The sequence below is a fragment of the Erythrobacter sp. NAP1 genome (assembly GCF_000152865.1).
Taxonomy (GTDB): domain Bacteria; phylum Pseudomonadota; class Alphaproteobacteria; order Sphingomonadales; family Sphingomonadaceae; genus Erythrobacter.
In genome coordinates, this window is record NZ_CH672390.1 from 1 (window position 1) to 17,578 (window position 17,578).

The window sequence follows — 17,578 nt, forward strand, 5'->3', positions numbered from 1 at the left end:
AAGTGCCGTCGGGGCCGGGCTGGCGCAGTTCGAGGAATGCGAGGCCAAGCTCCTCGATCACCTTGGTCGCAGCGCCGAAGGTCGCGGGCGGATTGCTGTCGTCGGTGCCCTGACTGTCGCCGTTGGGGGAGAGGCGGATGCCGGTGCGGTCCGCGCCCCAGACATCGACGATCGCTTCGAGCACTTCGCGCATGAAGCGGGTGCGGTTTTCGGGGCTGCCGCCGTAATCGTCGTCACGAAGGTTGGTCTTGTCGCGCAGGAACTGGTCGACGAGATAGCCATTCGCGCCGTGAAGCTGGACGGCGTCGAACCCGGCCTTCTTCGCGTTTTCTGCGGCGCGGCGATAATCGTCGATCGTGCGGTTGATATCGTCCTGCGTCATCGCGCGCGCGGTCGCATATTCCTGCTTGCCGACGGGCGTGTGCGCTTCGCCCGGAGCCTTGGTCTCGCTTGCGGAGAACGGGCGCTCGCCGCCGAGGAAATGCGGGTGGACGATCCGGCCCATATGCCACAGCTGCATAGCGATCAGGCCGCCTTCTTCGTGCACGCCTTCGACAATCGGCTTCCACGCTTCGACCTGCTCGTCGCTCCAGATGCCGGGAGCGCTCGGCCAGCCGAGGCCTTCGGTACTGATCCCTGTCGCTTCGGTCAGGATCATGCCTGCGCCAGCGCGCTGGCGGTAATAGGTGCCCATCATTTCATTGGGCACGAACATCGGGTCAGCAGCGCGGCCACGGGTGAGCGGGGCCATGAAAATGCGGTTCCTGGCTTCGAGCGCACCCATTGTGAGCGGCTGGAACAGAGCGTCGTGCATTGGCGAAATCCTCCTGTTGGGTTTCAATTGGCTATCCACTTGGAGGCGATAGGGCTAGGGCGCAAGGATGGAAAAAGGCGCCGGCACAAAAGACAATCTTGCTGGACACTCGGCGGGCGAAGCAAGCGGTTTGCGAAGCGCCCTGTTGCTGGCTGCGCTGCTCGGCGGCAACGTTGCGCTCGCTCTGGGGCCGTGGTTGGTGAGGCTTGCCGATACCGGGCCGGTGAGCGCGGCGTTCTGGCGACTGTTCCTCGCGCTTCCCTTTCTGGTGGTCTTTGCATGGATGGCGGGCCAGCGCCTGACAGGGATGCCGAGGCGCACGCTGGTGCTGGTCGCCATCGGGTCGCTTGCTTTCGCAGGAGACCTTGCCAGCTGGCATATCGGGATCGGCATGACGCGGCTTGGCAATGCGACCCTGTTCGGCAATGCGGGCTCGATCATTCTTCTCTTCTGGGGCTTCATCATTGCGCGCATGCTGCCGCGCGGATTCGAGTGGCTTGCGATCGTCTGTGCGCTGGGCGGGGCGGGTATCCTGCTTGGGCGCAGCCTCGACATTTCGCCCGAGACTTTCATCGGCGACCTGTTCTGCATCACCGCAGGCCTGCTCTACGCGGTCTACCTTCTCACGCTTCAAGGCGAGCGCGCGCGGTTCGGGTCTTGGAGCCTGCTTGTATGGGTGAGCATCTTTGCCGCGCCCGCCTTGCTGGCGCTCGCGATTGCGCTTGGCGAGCCGGTCTGGCCGACCGACTGGACGCCGGTGATCGTGCTTTTCATCACCAGCCAGCTGATCGGGCAGGGCCTCTTGGTCTATTCGCTCGGCCATTTCCCGCCGCTCATCATCGGCCTTGCCTTGCTGACCCAGCCGGCGATTGCCGCGGTGATCGGATACAGCGTCTTTGGCGAGGTCCTGACCGCGCTCGATATCTTGGGAATGGTTCTTCTGGGCAGCGCCCTGGTGGTGGCGCGCACGGCGCAGCGCAAATCGGGGCCGGGGATGGCTGCGAAGAGCTAGTCTGCGCAGCGTTGCAGAAATTCGCGGTACCGTTCCTCAACCACCGCGAGATCGGGGCCTACCAACGCTTCGCGCGCTTGCTCGATCAGCAGCTTGCCCTGTTCGCGAATGCTCGCGCGGCGATCCTCGTCGCGCACGGGTCCGGCGGCATTGCCCATCACGTCGAGCATCACCAGCGCCGCGTTGGGACTGGACGCGACCGCGCTGCGGATCGAACCGAAGCCGCGCGTCAGATAGTGCTCAAAGCTGTCGTAGCGCGGGATGACGGGGCAGTCCTCTGCATCTTCTCCGCACACGTCCTTGCGCAAATCACGGCGCGCAATCTCGCTTGTCGCAGCGCCGAGCCAGTGCAGCGCGGTGATCGCGGTGAAGGGATCGTTGATGCCCGGTGAAAGCGCGCGCAGGCCGATCTCGACCAGCTCGTCAATCAGGAATTGCGGGTCCTGCGTGGGCGTTCGCACCGATCCGAGCGTGAAGCAGGCACGGACCTTTTCCTCGATCTCATCAGGCTTGCAGCCCTTGATCTCCATCAGCGGGATGTCGCGGTGGACGAAATCGCCGGTGCGCACGCACAGGGAGAAGGTGCAATCACAGCCCCTCGCGATCTCCTCGAGATCTTCGAAGTCGATCATCTGGACGTAGCCCGTGCCCAATGCGGTGAGCGGCTCTCCTTCGACCGGTTCGCGCGCGTCGCGGAATTCGTCTTCGTCGGGATAGGTCTCGCAAATTTCGTCGAGCAGGCGCGACCCGATCCGCTTCATCACCATGTTGATCCGGATCGAGGAGGGGACGTGGTGGAGGAAGAACACCAGCACCGCGACGCACAGCACGATCAGGATATAGGCAACCAGCAGTGAGAGCTGCGGCGCAAAGCCCGGCAGCGCGCTTGCCGCCGCGTCGCTCGCAACGCTGGCGGATTCGTCTTCGGCGCGCACCGATCGCAGGACGATGATGTAAAAGACGAAGCTGCCGATGAAGGTCGCAAGGCTGACCTGATTGCCCTTGTCCTCGAGGAAATTGGTGAGGAGGCGCGGACCGTAAGTGCCACTCGCATAAGTCACCGCGACCAGTGTGATCGAGAACACGGTCGAAGCAACCCCGATGGTCGCGCCCGCCAGAACGGTCAGGATGTCAGCCGCGCCTTTCGGGCGGACCGGAACGATCCACTCATAGTCGTTGAGGAACTGCGTAAGCCCGCTTCGATCAAGATAAACCGTAACCAACGCAAGCGCCGCCGCCAGCAAGGCAAAGGTCGCCGGATAGAACCAGTAATTCGCGTTAAGGCGCGCCCAGAAAAAGCGGATTTCGGCGGTCATAGGTCAACAAACGCACGAATTGCACGTTTGTTGCCAATCAATCCGCCTTGAACGGCACCTGCCCGAGATCGCCCATGCCGACCGTGCCGCTTGCCATCTCGAGCATGCGGTCGAGGCTGGCCTTGGCTTTGAGGCGCAGGTCTTCGTCGATTTCGATGCGCGGTTCGAGATCGCGCAGGGCGGTGTACATCTTCTCCATGGTGTTCAACGCCATGTAGGGGCAGATGTTGCAGTTGCAGTTGCCGTCCGCACCGGGCGCACCGATGAAGGTCTTCTCGGGAAGCGCCTTCTCCATCTGGTGCATGATGTGCGGTTCAGTTGCGACGATAAGCGTGTCGCCTTCGAAGTTCTTGGCGAAGTTCAGGATTGAGCTTGTCGACCCGACGTGATCGGCGTGTTCGATGATCGCGGGCGGGCATTCCGGGTGCGCGGCGATCGGCGCATCGGGGTGCTGTTCCTTGAGCTTTAGGAGCTCGGTCTCGCTGAAAGCCTCGTGTACGATGCACACGCCCGGCCACAGAAGCATCTCGCGATTGAAATTGCGGCTGAGCCAGCCACCAAGGTGGCGGTCGGGACCGAAGATGATTTTCTGCTCAGGCGGGATTTGCGACAGGATCGTCTCCGCGCTGGAGCTGGTGACGATGACGTCGGAAAGCGCTTTCACCTCGGTCGAGCAGTTGATGTAGGTGAGCGCGATGTGATCGGGATGCGCTTCGCGGAAAGCCTTGAACTTGTCCGGCGGGCAGCTGTCTTCGAGGCTGCAGCCTGCATCCATGTCAGGCAGGATAACGGTCTTTTCGGGCGACAGGATTTTGGCCGTGTCCGCCATGAACTTGACGCCGCAGAACAGGATGACGTCGGCGTCGGTTTCGGCGGCCTTGCGTGACAGTTCAAGGCTGTCGCCCACGAAGTCGGCGATATCCTGAATATCGGGGGTCTGGTAATAATGCGCGAGGATGACCGCGTTGCGCTCCTTGCGAAGCCGATTGATCTCGGCCAGCAAATCGTCGCCGGTGGGCACTTTGGTCTCGATGCTCATGCGCGTATCCCCAATAACTATCTTGCGCCCGACATAGGGATTGATGCGCTGATTTGCGAGTGTTTTGCGCAGCGCCCCGTGCTAGCTTTCCTTTGGGGAGGGAACCGTATGTATGAGCTAGACCTCGAAGAGGCGTATTTCCCGGCGCAGACCGATACCGATTACAAGGAGCGCACGATCGAAGGCGAATTGCGCGCTCAGGTTGCCGAGCGACCGGACGCGATGGCGCTGCGCGAACTGCTGGCAGACGGAAACATTGGCCGCGAATGGACCTATGCGCAGCTGCTTGAGGATGCCGGGCGCTGTGCGCGGGCATTGGCCTCGCGCCATGCGGCGGGCACGCGGATCGCGATCATGGGCGGCAATTGCCCCGAATGGGTGCTGGTTCAGTATGGCGCGGCGATGGCAGGCCTGACGCTGGTGACGGTGAACCCCAGCTTCATCGCGCGCGAGGTGCGATATGTGCTCGAACAATCGGGCTCGGGAGCGGTCTATTATCAACCCAATGTGCGCGGCACGGCGCTTCGCCCCATCGTTGACGAGGCTGCGGCAGGCCTTCCAGCACACGACCACATCATCGACATCACCGACCACGGCGAGCTATTCGCGGGCGAGAAGGATGGCGAACTTCGCCCGACCGGCCCGCACGACATCGTGATGATCCAGTATACGAGCGGGACGACCGGCTTTCCCAAGGGCGTGTTGCTGCACCAGCATGGCCTCGTTCAATCGAACCGCGACGTGTTCGTTCGCTGGAACCTTGCGCCCGGCAAGACGGTGATGTGTCCGTTCCCGCTGTTCCACACGGCGGGCAGCGCGGTCTGCGTTCTTGGCGTGATGGCACACGGTGCTTGCCTGCTGCTTGTCTCAGTCTTTGATCCGGTCGCGGTGGCCAAGGCGATCGAGCGCGAGAAGCCGGAAATCCTCGGCGGTGTGCCCACCATGATCTTTGCGGTCATTGAGGCGGCCAAAGCGACCGGCACCGATGTCACCGGCCTCGAGACTGTCGTGAGCGGCGGCGCTATGGTGCAGCCTGCTCTCAACAAGGCGGCGATTGAGACTTTCGGCGTGCCGATCCTGATCGTCTATGGCCAGACCGAAACCTATCCCGGCATCACCGCCGTGTGGCCGGGCGATAGCGGAGAAGAGCTGTTCGAAACTATTGGCCAGCCCATCGCGCATATCGAGGTCGCAATCCTCTCGCCGCAGGACAATTCGATCCTCGGCATAGGGGAGCAGGGCGAGATCTGCATGCGCGGCTACAACCAGATGGTGGGTTACAACGACAACCCGCAGGCGACGGCTGAAACGATCGACGCAGAGGGCTGGCTGCACACCGGCGATCTGGGGACGATGGCCGCGAACGGTTATCTTAAGATCACCGGACGCGTGAAGGAGATGATCATCCGCGGGGGAGAGAACCTGTTTCCTGCCGAGATCGAGGCCGCGATGCTCGAACATCCGGCCATCGCCGAAGCCGCGGTTGCAGGCGTGCCGGACGAGAAGTGGGGCGAAATCGTGGCCTGCTTCATGCGCCCGACTGACGGTGCCGAACGTCCGACCGACGACGAATTGAAGGCCTTTATTCGCGAAAGGCTCTCCCCGCAAAAGACCCCGGCGCACTGGGTCTGGATGAAGGAATTCCCGCTCACCGGATCGGGCAAGATCCAGAAGTTCCAGCTGGCAGAGAGTTTCGCGAAAGGCGAGCTTGGCTAGGCCGTTTGGAACTGGCGCGGCGATGCGCGCGTTTAGACCCGTATCAGGCAAGGGAGAATGCATGTGAGCGCGCTCAGAAAAGGACTTTACACACTCGCCGGTCTCGGCGCGCTTGGGATTGGAGGCTTCTTCACGCTTGGTCTTGTCTCGCAAGACGGCTCTGCACCCGGTCTCGTCGATGGTCGCCTTACCCCTTGTCCCGACAGCCCGAATTGCGTCAGCAGCGAAGAAGGCACCAGTGCTGAAAAATCGGTCGAACCGCTGCCACCGGGCGCATGGGACGAAGTGCCGCAGGCGATCGAGGAGATGGGCGGGACTGTCACGACGAACACTTCGGATTACATCGCGGCCGAGTTTAAATCGTCCTTCTTCGGTTTCGTCGACGATGTGGAGTTTCGCAAAGGTGATGACGGCGTGCACGTGCGCTCCGCCTCGCGCGTCGGCTATTCGGATGGCGGCGTGAACGGAGAGCGGGTGAAAGCGCTGCGCCGGGCGCTTAGCGAATAAGTTCGGTTTCGACGCCCGCTTCGGGCAGGTCGGTTGGTTCATCGCCAAAGCGCACGTCCACGCTGGCGTTTTCGAAGCCTGCCACCTGAAGCGGGATTGCGAGGTTTTGCCTCACCGCCTCGCGCGCAGCCGTGCGGGCAAGGGCCAAAATTTCAGGGTTCTTCGCAAAGGCGAGCGCGCGGCGCTCGGCCTGCTCGGAATTGTTGGCGGCGAGGTCTTGCGCGGCCTGCCGCGTGACCCAAACGCCTTCTGTGAAAACCCGCGCCTTGGCCTCGTCGAGATTGGGGCGCGAGGTCTGCAAGGGCGGTAGCGTGACGGTCAGCGTCTCGGCCTCCGCGTCCCATGCGAAGGCCTCTTCGTCGATGCCTGAAAAGTCGATGCGATAATCGACGCTAGCCGGAATGATCGTTGCCTGCCGCGTCTCCAGCAGGTCGACGCCTGCGAAGCTGCGCGTGTCGATGCTCTCGGCGACCACTTCGAAGCGGCTGGAGAAGACGATCAGCGAGTTCTGCCTTTCGAAGGCCAGCATCGCGCTTGCGACCGGATCGCCTTCTTCCTGATAGAAATAGGCGCGCCAGGCGAGGAACAGGCACGCGACCAGAAGAAGCGCGGCCGCGAGGCTGAGCATTCGCTCGCCATGCGCGTTGAGCTTGCCTCCGTCTTGCTTGATCGCAGGCGTCACCTCGCTTGCTTTCTTCAGACCGTCCGCCAAATCTCGCCCTCTTTGGTCGCAAGTCCGCGCTTTTCGAGGTCGATCAGATGCGCGGTCACGCTCATCTCGGCGGCAGGGATGAGGCGCTCGTCGAGGCCCTTGTACATGTGCGGGATGAAGGCGCTGACGCGGCGCGCTTCCTCGCCAAGCAGACGCAAGATCTGGTTCTCGCGCTGGCGGCGATGGCCGATCATGCCGCGCACCAGCTGGCGCGGCTTTGTGATCGCCTCGCCATGGGCGGAGTGGTAGACCGTGTCTTCGCGCGCCTGCAGCTTTTCAAGGCTTGCCATGTAGTCGCCCATGTCGCCATCGGGCGGGATGACAACGCTGGTCGACCAGCCCATCACATGGTCGCCGGTGAAGAGCGACCCGCTCTCCTCCAGCGCAAAGCACAGATGGTTCGACGTGTGGCCCGGCGTTGCAACCGCGGTCAGCGTCCAGCCGGTCCCGCGCATCTGCTCGCCATCTTCGAGCACCCGGTCAGGTTCGTAGCTCGTGTCGAAAGCCTCGTCTGCGCGCGGCAAATTGGTCTTGAGAACCAGCGGCGCACAGCCGACCACTGGGGCTCCGGTTTTCTCGGACAAAGGCGCTGCGGCGGGCGAATGGTCGCGGTGCGTATGCGTGCACATGATCGCGGTGACTTTGCGCTCCCCAACGGCGGCGAGGATCGCCTCGATATGTGCAGACTCGTTCGGGCCCGGATCGATCACCGCGCAATCGGGACCATCGAGCTGCCCGACCACATAGGTTTGTGTCCCGGTGTAGGTGTAAGGCGATGGATTGGGCGCCAGCACCCGCGTCACAAGCGGTTCGACCTGATCGGCAAGCCCCGTGGGCCATGGCTTGGGAGGAATGGGCGGCATGGGCTTGCATATGGGCTGAAGCGTGGCAGAAGTCACGCCCAAGAGAGGGATCAAATGTCTGATTACATACTCGTCCTCGACGAAGGCACCACGTCGACCCGCGCCATGCTGTTTGCGAGCGATGGCGTGCTTGTCGCGAGCGCGCAGGAGGAACTGACCCAGCATTATCCGCAAGCTGGCTGGGTTGAACATGACGCGAGCGAGATATGGGAAAAGACCTTGAAATGCGCGCTCGAGGTGATCCCAAAGGCGGGCGGCCCTGCGATGATCGCAGGCATCGGCATCACCAACCAGCGCGAAACGGTGGTAGCTTGGGACAAGGAAACGGGTCAGCCGCTTACCCGCGCCATCGTCTGGCAGGACCGCCGCACCGCTCCGTTTTGTGCCGAGCTTCGCGCAGGCGGCCATGAAGAGGCGGTGCAGCGTAAGACCGGCTTGCTGCTCGACCCCTATTTCTCAGGCACCAAGATGCGCTGGATGCTCGATAACGTCCCCGAAGTGCGCGCCGCAGCCGATGCTGGCACGCTTGCCTTCGGGACGGTTGAAAGCTGGCTGGTGTTCAAGCTGACTGCTGGCAAAAGTCACATCACTGACGCCAGCAATGCGAGCCGCACCCTTCTTATGGGCCTCGCGGATGATGGCTTCGACGAGGGGCTTTGCGAGCTTCTCGGCGTGCCGATCTCGGCGCTGCCTCAGGTGGTCGATATGTCGGGAAGCCTCGCTGAAACCGATCGTTCGGTCCTTGACGCGGCTATCCCGATTGCGGGTCTTGCTGGCGATCAGCAATCCGCGACCATCGGGCAGGCTTGCCTTTCACCGGGCGAGACAAAGGCGACGTACGGAACGGGGGCGTTCGTGCTCACCAACCAAGGCGAGAACATTCCGCTCTCGGCCAACCGAATGCTCGGCACTGTCCTGACGCAGCTGGATGGCAAGCGAACCTATGCGATCGAAGGCTCGGTTTTTGTCGCGGGGAGTCTCGTTCAGTGGTTGCGCGATTCCCTTGGTATCGTCGAGGTCGCGAGCGAGACCGAGAAACTCGCTCGTTCGATCCCGGACAGCGGCGGCGTCACCATCGTGCCCGCTCTGTCAGGGCTTGGCGCGCCCCACTGGCGAGCCGATGCTCGCGGGGTCATCACAGGGCTAAGCTTTGCGAGCGGCAAGCCGCAACTGGCGCGCGCCGCGCTCGAGGCGATGGCGCACCAGACCTACGATCTCGCCGATGCTTTCGCCGCCGATGGTGCTGCGTGGCAGACGCTGCGCATCGACGGCGGGATGGCCGCGAACGACTGGATGGCTCAGGACCTTGCCGACATGCTGGATGTAACGGTCGAGCGCCCTGGCTTCATCGAGACGACGGCATTGGGGGCGGCCATGCTCGCAGCGGCGGGCGTGGGGCTTTACCCCGATCTTGCGAGCGCTGCTGAAAAGATGCGCGGTGAGCTTACGAGCTTTGCGCCATCTATGAGCGAGAATGTGCGCGAGGAGCGTTTGGCGCGCTGGCGCAAGGCTCTTGAAGCGGTCTAGCGAGGACGAAGCCGCACATGCGGTTTCGCATACAAACCACCTACCCCAAATCCTCGATCCGGCGTTTCAGCCGGCTGTGGATCGCGCGCGCAGGCGATGCCATTTCGAACCCGCAGCGCCACGCTTCATCGAGCCGAGCGATGCGTTCATGCAGCCGCTCCGTTTCGGCGATAAGTGCGCAAGTTTCCGGTTCAAGCACCTCGAGTGCCTTGGGGTCCGCGCCCCGGTCCGAAGGCAGGGTGCCGTGCAGGCGCACTTGCGTTTCGCTGAGCTCGCCAGAGAAAAAGGCGCGCTGGTTTAGCAGCCATGCGAGCACATGCATCATGCGCGTCGTTGTCTTGAGGCCCTCGGTTGAAAGCGCCAGCCTGATGTCGGAGGCCTCACCGTTCTCCGGCTCGCGCGTGCCCAGCGCAAACACCGCTCGCACCTCGTCGGCCAGCAGCAGCGCCTCGCTGTAGAGCGCCTCGATAATCGGGCGTGAAAGATTGGAAGTGCGTGACATTCAGGGGTTTCGCTACGCCTCACGGGGCCGCGTTACCAGCTGCCCATGGTTACTATACCGTTGTCGTTTCTGTGGCGTCCCGTTGCGGTACATTATGAGGGCGCGTTTAACGCTTTGTTAAATTCGCCCGCTGCGGGCGCGCAGTCGCGCTTGCGACGCCTGCGGCGTCGATTTAGCGCGACCTCATTTGTGGAGCACTGGTTTCGGCTGCGCTGAAGCCGCAAGGCCGACTGGCCGCCCGCAGCGGGCGCGGCTTGCCGCGCATCTAGCGAGGACTTGCCCCCGGATGGGGGCACGCAAGGTATCACGCGATGATATCGGGCAGCAGCGTGTCCTCGATGATCGCTATCTGATCCTTGAGGCGCAGTTTGCGCTTCTTGAGGCGGGCGATCTGCAGCTGATCGGTCGAACCTGCATCGGTCAGCGCGGTTATGGCGGCGTCGAGGTCACGATGCTCGGTGCGCAGCAGTTCGAGCCGTTTGAGAAGCTCCTGCTCATTCATGTCGCAAACGAATCGTCCTCGTGGCTAAAGGGCCATAACTGATCGGTTCATGCGCCATCTTGCCGCCATTCGCCAAGGGCTTTTGCGCGGCTGTGCATATGCTCCTCGGACTGATCCGCGCTAGGTAGTGACCGCAGGTCGTCTCGGGATTTGGCGCGGTTCGCCGATTCACCTTTCATCAGCCCTTTGCAAGTTAACTGTGTTTGTGATTGTATCGAGATGTGCGGCCCGGCCGCTTGATGCCGAGTCGCTCCCCGGGGGCATCCCCCCGACACAAGCAAAGGAGAACGCTTATGGCATCGTCCGCATCTACGTCTCACGTGAATGCTCTCCAATCCAAACATGCAGGCCTAGAGGCCAAGCTCCGCGATGAGCTTGCTCGGCCCGCTCCCGATACGGCGATGATCCAGGCTCTCAAGAAGCAAAAGCTCAAGCTAAAAGAAGAGATTGCGCGCTGTTAGCGGCGCGCCGGTTACCCCGCCGACCAAACCAACCAAAATGGCGCCGACGAAGTGCGCGGCGCTTCATGCAAGGCTTTGCTTTTGCAGAGCTGAGGGCCTAGTCAGGTCCAAGTCATGACTGCCGCCGCTTCCGCCAGACAAATCCTCACCCGCCTTCACGAAGTGATGGCCTCGCGCCTTCACGCTCAGGGCAAGCTTGACCAGGTGGTCGAGATCATCGGCGAATGCCTGTCGAGCGAGGTGTGCTCGATCTATCTCCTGCGCGAAGGCATGCTGGAACTCTATGCAACGCGCGGTCTCAACAAGACGGCTGTGCACGTCACCCGCATGGCGATTGGCGAAGGACTGACCGGCACGATTGCCGACAACGTCGAAACGCTCAATCTCGCCGAAGCGAAAGCGCATCCCGACTTCAGCTACCGCCCCGAAACGGGAGAGGACAAGTTCCACTCCTTTGCAGGCGTGCCGATCGTTTATCGCGAGCGGGCCGTGGGCGTTCTGTGCGTCCAGCACGTCGATCCGCGTCGCTACGAAGAGGTCGAGATCGAAGCGCTCCAGACCACCGCGATGGTCCTGTCCGAACTCATCACCAACGCTGAACTGGTCGACGAGGAAGAAGCGCTCAGCCTCTCGCCGCAGCAATCGGGCACTCAGACTTTGTCGGGGCTGACCCTGGTGAGAGGGCTTGGCGCCGGGGTTGCCGCCTATCACCAGCCGCGCGTGCAGATCACGCAGGTCATGGCCGACGATATCGAGGCTGAGCGCCAGCGTGTTTACCGTGCCTTCGACAAGATGCGCGAGCAGATCGACGGCCTCACCAACCAGGCCGACTTTGGCGTGGGCGGAGAGCACGAGGAAGTGCTCGAGACCTACAAGATGTTCGCTTACGACGAAGGCTGGTCGCGGCGTATCAACGAGGCAATTGATTCAGGCCTCACCGCTGAGGCCGCGATCGAACGCGTGCAACAGCACACCCGCATGCGCATGCGCGAGATCGACGATCCGCTGCTCGCTGACCGGATGCACGATCTGGAAGACCTTGCAAACCGCCTGCTGCGGATCGTGTCGGGCCAGATCGGGACCGCCGCGCAGCAAGGGCTTCGTAATGATACGATCCTGATCGCGCGCAATCTGGGTCCTGCTGAATTGCTCGAATATGATCGCCGGCGATTGAAGGGCGTGATCCTTGAGGAAGGCTCGCTCACCGCGCATGTCGTGATCGTCGCGCGCGCGATGGGCGTGCCCGTGCTGGGCCGGGCGAGCCGCGCACGCTCGACCATCCGCGAAGGCGATGAAATACTTCTCGACGCAACCGCCGCCACTGCGACAGTGCGCCCTTCAGGGCAGATGGCCGATGCTTTTGCGCAGCGTTTCGCCAAGTCGAAAGAGCGCCAGGCCGCCTACGCTGAACTGCGCGATGTGGAACCCTTCACCCGCTGCGGCACGCGCGTGACTGTGATGATGAATGCAGGGCTGCGCGACGATATGAGCGCGCTGGCCATGACCGGCGCGGACGGGGTCGGCCTGTTCCGGACCGAGTTTCAGTTCCTCGTTTCCGCCACGCTTCCTCAGCGTGAGAGGCAATTGAAACTCTACCGCGATGTGCTCGATGCGGCGGGCGACAAGCCTGTGATCTTCCGCACAGTCGACATCGGCGGCGACAAGTCGGTGCCCTATCTCGCTTCCGACATTGCCGACAATGACGAGAACCCGGCAATGGGCTGGCGCGCACTTCGCCTCGCGCTCACCCGCGAAGGGCTGATGAAGGCGCAGGCCCGCGCGCTGCTTGAGGCGGCAGCGGGGCGCTCGCTTTACGTCATGTTCCCGATGGTCTCCGAAGTCTGGGAGTTCGACGCGGCCAAGAAGGTGTTCGACGAGCAGCTCGAATTTCTTCGCTCGAAAAAGAAGATGGTGCCTGAACAAATCCACTTCGGTGCCATGCTCGAAGTGCCAGCGCTCGCCGAGATGCTCGACCTTCTCGTCCCGCGCCTTTCCTTCCTGTCGATCGGCACTAACGACCTGACGCAATTTCTGTTTGCAGCGGACCGGGGGAATCCGGCGCTTGCCGAACGCTACGACTGGCTCAGCCCGCCGATCTTCCGGTTCTTGCGCCGCGTGGTGCAGGGCACGGTCGGAAGCAACATTGACCTTGGCGTATGCGGCGAGATGGGCGGTCGCCGGCTTGAAGCGCTCGCGCTTCTGGGCATCGGCGTGCGGCGCCTGTCGATCACTCCGGCGGCGGTTGGCCCGATCAAGGAACTGGTGCGCAAGGTCGATCTGGCCGAGATCACCGATGCGATGAATCAGTGGCTGTCAGAACCCGGCGTCAACCTGCGCGAAGCATTGGCGCATTGGGCCGCTGAACGCGAAATCGAAACGGAATAAGGGCAGGCTGCCTCTGGTTAACGACCGTTTGGGGCGCTCTGGCTCATGCTCCCGGCTTTTCGAAATCGCCCGCTTGACTCCTGACCGGGTGGGAAGCTTCTTGCATCCACAATGAAAATGCAAAATAACCACGATAACGTGGATCGGGTCATGGATAACGAACAGGACAGCTCTCTCGAGGACGATGGGGTGGCGGAAGACATCACTTCCGACACGGCTGGCGGCCGCTTGCGTGAAGCGCGCGAGGCCAAGCGCCTTGATCTTGCGCATGTTGCCGCCGAAACGCGCATTCCGCTCAGACATCTCGAGGCGATTGAGTCGGGCGATTATGCCTCGCTGCCTTCGCGCACATATGCAATCGGCTTCACCCGCAATTACGCCCGCGTGGTCGAACTGGATCCCGAACAGATCGTCGGCATGGTTCGCGAAGAACTGGCCGACGGACAAGCACGCCAGTCGGCAATGCAGGGCGGGATGGAGCCGGGCGATCCAGCCAAGCTTCCTTCGTCCGGACTTGCATGGTTCGGCGGAATTGCGGCGCTGATTTTCGCCATTGGCGCGTTCGCCTTTGCAAGCACCTATTTCGGTGCGGGCGCTGACCTTCCGTCACTGATCGCGCAGGACGAGACTGCGGCTGACACAGCTGATGCCGCTGGCGAGACCGAGCTTGCTGCGAATGACGAGGGCGCGGCTGACGCGACCGGAGCCACCGCGCCACTGCCCGACGGGCAGGTCGTTTTCACGGCCACGGGCGAGGGCGCTTGGGTGCGCTTTTACGAAGAAGGCGGAGAGCGCCTTTATGAAGGCGTGATGGAAGAAGGCGACACCTACGAAGTGCCGCTCGACGCCGACGATCCGCGCCTCAACACCGGACGCCCCAACGTGTTTGAGATCACCATCAACGGCCAGACGGTTCCGCCGCTTGCCGAGGAAATGGTGCCAGTGGGCAATGCGCCGGTTTCAGCCGCCGCTCTGCTTGCGCGTGCCGACACTCCGGACGAGCCGCAACTCACCAACAACTGAGCGAGCACCGCTTAACTCTCATACCCCACATTCCCCCGTTTAGTGCGCTTACGGGGTCGACTTGAACGCACCGCTTCGCCACAGATTCCGGTCATATTCATGCGCGTCGCTCCACGATGCGCACATGCCAATGAAAGAGGGAGCCTGAACCACCATGACCCCCGCAAAACCTTCGAAATCCCTGGTCCGCCAGACCTTTCCCGCGCTCGGCGCATTCGTCGCCGCAGCCGTGGTTGTCACCATGCCGGTGCCTTCGATGGCACAGGACAATGCCGAGGCGCGCCTGCGCCGGGCCGAAGCCGAAATCCGCGCGCTGCAACGCGCCGTATTTCCGGGCGGAGACGGGCGTTTTTTCGAGCCGCAGATTACCGCTGATGGCACGAGCACCGGCCCGACCACCTCGAGCGCGCCTTCGACAACCGCTGTGACCGACATCCTCGCGCGGCTCGACGCGATCGAACTGCAGCTTCAGCGCCTCACTGCTCTGACCGAGGAAAACACCAACGCGCTTGGCCTGTTGGGTGAGCGGGTGACCGGGCTCGAAGCGCGCGCTGTCGAAGCGCCGATGATTGCGGCTGAAACGCCCGTGGACACCCCTGCCGAGATGGGCAGCGATGAAGGCGAGGACGAAGACCAGCCTAGCGCCGCCGAGAGCAACCTTGCTGCCATGACCGGAGCGAGCGAAGCGGAAACGCAGGCCCCCGCGGCTAACGGACCAAGTCCCGAACGCCTCGCCGCGGTTCAGGAGATCACCAAGCCGCAGACGGACGATCCGGCTGACGATGAATATTCCTACGGCTTCCGCCTGTGGAATGCCGGTTTCTATCCGGAGGCACGCCAGCAGCTTGCCTCTTACGTCGAGCAGCACCCCGACCACTTCCGCGTCACCTATGGCCGCAACCTGCTTGGCCGCGCATTCCTTGATGATGGAATGCCCGAAGAGGCGGCGCGTTGGTTCCTGCGCAACTACCAGGCCGATCGCACTGCGCGCCGTGCGCCGGACAGCCTGCTGTACCTCGCCGAGAGCATGATCGCGATGGGCGACACCCGGCGTGCCTGCATTGCGCTTGCCGAGTTTGGCGACACTTATCCGGCTGTTGCGACCGGACGGCTTGCCGACCAGTATGAGAGCAATCGTCGCCGGGTGAACTGCGAGGGCTGATTGGTCCGGTTCCCGGGCGCAAGGGGGCGCTGATTGATACGCATATCGACCTTGAGGCGATTGATCCTGAACTGATCGCGCGCTTTGACGCTGCGCTCGACCGCCTTTGCCCTGACGAAGATTGGGACGGACCGCTGGGTCTCGCGGTCTCAGGCGGCCCTGATAGCTTTGCGCTCTTGTTGCTCGGCGCTGCGGCACGTCCGGGCGACATTGCGGTGATGAGCATCGACCATGGCATTCGGCCCGAAGCCGCTCGCGAGGTCGCTTTCGTCGAAACCATCTGCCAGTCGCTGGATGTCCCATTCACGTCGGCCAAGGTGACGCTGGGTGCAGGCAACCTGCAGGCAAAGGCGCGTGAGGCGCGTTACGCAGCGCTCGTCCAATGGGCCGCGCAGCAGAAGATCGGTCACGTCGCAACGGCGCATCACATCGACGACCAGGCAGAAACGCTTCTGATGCGGCTTGCGCGTGGGAGCGGGCTTCCGGGTCTAGCAGGAGTGCGTGAATGGACGCATCTGCCGGGCAGCGACGTGCCCCTGATCCGCCCGCTCTTGGGGTTTCGCAAGGCCGAGTTGGAGGCGGTTGTAGCGAGCGCGGGAATCACGCCAGTGAGCGATCCCTCCAATGAAAATCCCGCATTCGACCGCGTGCGCGTGCGCCAGCATCTGGCTGAGCACGACTGGCTCGACGCTGAAGCGCTGGCGACAAGCGCGCATCATCTTGCCGAAGGGTGGCGCGCGCTAGAATGGTATGCGCAGCTCGATTGGGAAGAGATGGTCAGCCGCGAGGACACACCGGAGGGCGCTCCGCAATACCGGTATTACTGTAATGTTCCGCGCGCGATCCAGATCGAGACTGTGAGCCGGATCGTGAGCGCGCTTGGTGGCCGGGTCAGCCGAAGCGAAGCGGGCAACGCTGCCGACCGGCTCTGGCGCGGCGAGAATGCCTCGCTCGGAGGCGTGCTGGGGCGCTGCGAAATAGAGAAAGTTGAAAAAGTCGGTGTCGAAATGCGCGTCTGGCGGTTCTCACCCGAACCGCCAAGGAACACGCACTAACGGGTCACGACATGATCTTGTCGCCGAGGCCGATCATCTTGCCACGGGTGATCACGACCTTGTCGCCGCGCCCCGCAATTGCGAACAGCTTTTCGGCAAAGGGATCGGGCACGCCGATACAGCCGTGCGAGGCGTAGCCGTTCATCACTGGCGAGCCGTGGATCGCGATACCGTCCCACGTAAGGCGCAGCGTCCAGGGCATCGGCGCGTTGTTGTACTTCTCCGATACGTTGTCGCGTTCCTTGGTCAGGATCGGAAACGTGCCGAGCGGCGTCGGGTGCGACTGTGTGCCGAGCAGCGCCACTGCCGTGCCGATCTCATGCCCGTCGCGGAATACGCTGATGACGCGCGCATCGAGGTCGACCGTCATGACGATCTTGCCCGTCGCCGGAGCGCGGCTTTCGTCCCAGTACCAGTCGCCGTAACGGATCGTGCCTTCAATCGGCAGGATCGACTTGATCACAAAGGGATCATCGCTCTGGACGACCGGTACGGTCTGGACCTGCGGCTCGGAAATCATCCGGGTTGCGGGCCCGCGCGGCGGCTGTGTGTTGGCCGAGGCGTATTGCGCGGGGACGGTATTGTAGGTCACTTCGTCGAAATCGTAGGCGCTGCCGGTCACGATGGCAGGCGCTTCGTCGGGCGTTTCGCTCGGCGCATTGGCAAGCGCGTTCACCGATGCGGGAGCTGGTGGAAGTTCAGGCAGATCGTCGGTTGCCGTGTCGATACCGTAGGGTTGCGGAAGGCTCGGATCGACCACCAGCGAAGCGCCGCCCGTTGTCGGGTCGATGGCGCGGATTGCGTCTTCGGCGTCGGCGGCAACCTGCACGGCTGCATCGGCGGCGTCATCGGCGCTGGTCTGAGCAAGCGCGAGTGACGCGCCCCCGGTCAGCGCGGCAATCCCGGCGAGCGCGGTGAGGCGGAAATTTGTGAAAGCCATATGCAAAAACCCTTGATCCATTGCTGCGCATTATGGCGTTAA

Annotated in this window: 17 protein-coding genes; 9 read left to right on the plus strand and 8 right to left on the minus strand. The window is 62.7% G+C overall.

The annotated features are described in order from the left end of the window. A partial coding sequence (locus tag NAP1_RS00005) for an alkene reductase (RefSeq protein WP_007163138.1) occupies positions 1 to 814 on the minus strand: 814 nt, incomplete at its 3' end. 67 nt (positions 815 to 881) lie between these two features. On the opposite strand from NAP1_RS00005, the gene NAP1_RS00010 reads away from it, so the two are divergent. Beyond that, positions 882 to 1,826, plus strand: a complete 945-nt coding sequence (locus tag NAP1_RS00010; protein WP_007163139.1) for a DMT family transporter — start codon at positions 882 to 884, stop codon at positions 1,824 to 1,826. Here NAP1_RS00010 and NAP1_RS00015 read toward each other — a convergent pair. Then, the gene (locus NAP1_RS00015; RefSeq protein WP_007163140.1) at positions 1,823 to 3,142 is read right to left on the minus strand and encodes a DUF2254 domain-containing protein; all 1,320 of its coding nucleotides are present in this window, start codon (positions 3,140 to 3,142) and stop codon (positions 1,823 to 1,825) included. The genes NAP1_RS00010 and NAP1_RS00015 overlap by 4 nt on opposite strands. Before the next feature lie 37 nt (positions 3,143 to 3,179). Continuing rightward, positions 3,180 to 4,181, minus strand: coding sequence for a quinolinate synthase NadA (nadA, locus tag NAP1_RS00020; RefSeq protein WP_007163141.1), 1,002 nt, complete (start codon positions 4,179 to 4,181; stop codon positions 3,180 to 3,182). A gap of 108 nt (positions 4,182 to 4,289) precedes the next feature. Between nadA and NAP1_RS00025 the strand changes: the two genes are divergently transcribed. After that, on the plus strand, positions 4,290 to 5,897 hold the full coding sequence (locus tag NAP1_RS00025) for a class I adenylate-forming enzyme family protein (RefSeq protein WP_007163142.1): 1,608 nt from the start codon (positions 4,290 to 4,292) through the stop codon (positions 5,895 to 5,897). 63 nt (positions 5,898 to 5,960) lie between these two features. Next, entirely contained in the window at positions 5,961 to 6,404 is a 444-nt protein-coding gene (locus NAP1_RS00030) for a DUF1499 domain-containing protein (RefSeq protein ID WP_199796957.1), read from the plus strand. Here NAP1_RS00030 and NAP1_RS00035 read toward each other — a convergent pair. Further along, complete coding sequence (locus NAP1_RS00035; RefSeq protein ID WP_007163144.1) at positions 6,394 to 7,116, minus strand: DUF4230 domain-containing protein; 723 nt, start codon at positions 7,114 to 7,116, stop codon at positions 6,394 to 6,396. The two genes, NAP1_RS00030 and NAP1_RS00035, sit on opposite strands and share 11 nt — an antisense overlap. Beyond that, entirely contained in the window at positions 7,101 to 7,979 is an 879-nt protein-coding gene (locus NAP1_RS00040; protein ID WP_007163145.1) for an MBL fold metallo-hydrolase, read from the minus strand. The genes NAP1_RS00035 and NAP1_RS00040 overlap by 16 nt, the downstream gene beginning before the upstream one ends. A 54-nt stretch (positions 7,980 to 8,033) precedes the next feature. Between NAP1_RS00040 and glpK the strand changes: the two genes are divergently transcribed. Further along, complete coding sequence (gene glpK, locus NAP1_RS00045) at positions 8,034 to 9,506, plus strand: glycerol kinase GlpK (protein ID WP_007163146.1); 1,473 nt, start codon at positions 8,034 to 8,036, stop codon at positions 9,504 to 9,506. Between the two features lie 40 nt (positions 9,507 to 9,546). On the opposite strand, the gene NAP1_RS00050 is transcribed toward glpK, so the two are convergent. Both NAP1_RS00050 and NAP1_RS00055 read right to left on the minus strand, forming a co-directional pair. Next, positions 9,547 to 10,008 (minus strand): DUF1465 family protein, encoded by a 462-nt coding sequence (locus tag NAP1_RS00050; protein WP_007163147.1) that lies wholly within the window; start codon positions 10,006 to 10,008, stop codon positions 9,547 to 9,549. Positions 10,009 to 10,312: 304 nt separating this feature from the next. After that, positions 10,313 to 10,510 carry a YdcH family protein gene (locus NAP1_RS00055; RefSeq protein WP_007163148.1) on the minus strand — a complete coding sequence of 66 codons (198 nt, stop codon included), beginning with the start codon at positions 10,508 to 10,510 and terminating at the stop codon, positions 10,313 to 10,315. Between the two features lie 293 nt (positions 10,511 to 10,803). Here NAP1_RS00055 and NAP1_RS00060 point away from each other — a divergent pair, with 293 nt between their 5' ends. The 5 genes from NAP1_RS00060 to tilS all read left to right on the plus strand — a co-directional run bounded on the left by NAP1_RS00060 (position 10,804) and on the right by tilS (position 16,596). Continuing rightward, complete coding sequence (locus NAP1_RS00060) at positions 10,804 to 10,971, plus strand: DUF465 domain-containing protein (protein ID WP_083776318.1); 168 nt, start codon at positions 10,804 to 10,806, stop codon at positions 10,969 to 10,971. Between the two features lie 114 nt (positions 10,972 to 11,085). Then, positions 11,086 to 13,356, plus strand: coding sequence for a phosphoenolpyruvate--protein phosphotransferase (gene ptsP, locus NAP1_RS00065; protein ID WP_007163150.1), 2,271 nt, complete (start codon positions 11,086 to 11,088; stop codon positions 13,354 to 13,356). Positions 13,357 to 13,506: 150 nt separating this feature from the next. Further along, a complete protein-coding gene (locus NAP1_RS00070; protein WP_007163151.1) occupies positions 13,507 to 14,379 on the plus strand; it encodes a helix-turn-helix domain-containing protein in 873 nt (290 codons plus the stop codon). 241 nt (positions 14,380 to 14,620) lie between these two features. After that, positions 14,621 to 15,541, plus strand: a complete 921-nt coding sequence (locus NAP1_RS00075; protein ID WP_007163153.1) for a tol-pal system YbgF family protein — start codon at positions 14,621 to 14,623, stop codon at positions 15,539 to 15,541. Positions 15,542 to 15,615: 74 nt separating this feature from the next. Beyond that, positions 15,616 to 16,596, plus strand: a complete 981-nt coding sequence (gene tilS / locus NAP1_RS00080; RefSeq protein WP_241761233.1) for a tRNA lysidine(34) synthetase TilS — start codon at positions 15,616 to 15,618, stop codon at positions 16,594 to 16,596. Between the two features lie 4 nt (positions 16,597 to 16,600). Here the strand turns inward: tilS and NAP1_RS16745 are convergent, their stop codons facing one another. Beyond that, a complete protein-coding gene (locus tag NAP1_RS16745; protein WP_007163155.1) occupies positions 16,601 to 17,536 on the minus strand; it encodes a L,D-transpeptidase family protein in 936 nt (311 codons plus the stop codon). Between the last annotated feature and the right edge of the window lie 42 nt (positions 17,537 to 17,578).

Excerpts from the sequence above, each read along its gene's own strand:
- glpK (WP_007163146.1), top strand. The coding sequence starts at position 8,034 with ATGTCTGATTACATACTCGTCCTCGACGAAGGCACCACGTCGACCCGC.
- NAP1_RS00010 (WP_007163139.1), top strand. The coding sequence starts at position 882 with ATGGAAAAAGGCGCCGGCACAAAAGACAATCTTGCTGGACACTCGGCG.
- NAP1_RS00060 (WP_083776318.1), top strand. The coding sequence starts at position 10,804 with ATGGCATCGTCCGCATCTACGTCTCACGTGAATGCTCTCCAATCCAAA.
- NAP1_RS00075 (WP_007163153.1), top strand. The coding sequence starts at position 14,621 with ATGCCGGTGCCTTCGATGGCACAGGACAATGCCGAGGCGCGCCTGCGC.
- ptsP (WP_007163150.1), top strand. The coding sequence starts at position 11,086 with ATGACTGCCGCCGCTTCCGCCAGACAAATCCTCACCCGCCTTCACGAA.
- NAP1_RS00070 (WP_007163151.1), top strand. The coding sequence starts at position 13,507 with ATGGATAACGAACAGGACAGCTCTCTCGAGGACGATGGGGTGGCGGAA.
- NAP1_RS00015 (WP_007163140.1), bottom strand. The coding sequence starts at position 3,142 with ATGACCGCCGAAATCCGCTTTTTCTGGGCGCGCCTTAACGCGAATTAC.
- NAP1_RS00040 (WP_007163145.1), bottom strand. The coding sequence starts at position 7,979 with ATGCCGCCCATTCCTCCCAAGCCATGGCCCACGGGGCTTGCCGATCAG.
- NAP1_RS00055 (WP_007163148.1), bottom strand. The coding sequence starts at position 10,510 with ATGAATGAGCAGGAGCTTCTCAAACGGCTCGAACTGCTGCGCACCGAG.
- NAP1_RS00050 (WP_007163147.1), bottom strand. The coding sequence starts at position 10,008 with ATGTCACGCACTTCCAATCTTTCACGCCCGATTATCGAGGCGCTCTAC.
- NAP1_RS00025 (WP_007163142.1), top strand. The coding sequence starts at position 4,290 with ATGTATGAGCTAGACCTCGAAGAGGCGTATTTCCCGGCGCAGACCGAT.
- nadA (WP_007163141.1), bottom strand. The coding sequence starts at position 4,181 with ATGAGCATCGAGACCAAAGTGCCCACCGGCGACGATTTGCTGGCCGAG.
- NAP1_RS16745 (WP_007163155.1), bottom strand. The coding sequence starts at position 17,536 with ATGGCTTTCACAAATTTCCGCCTCACCGCGCTCGCCGGGATTGCCGCG.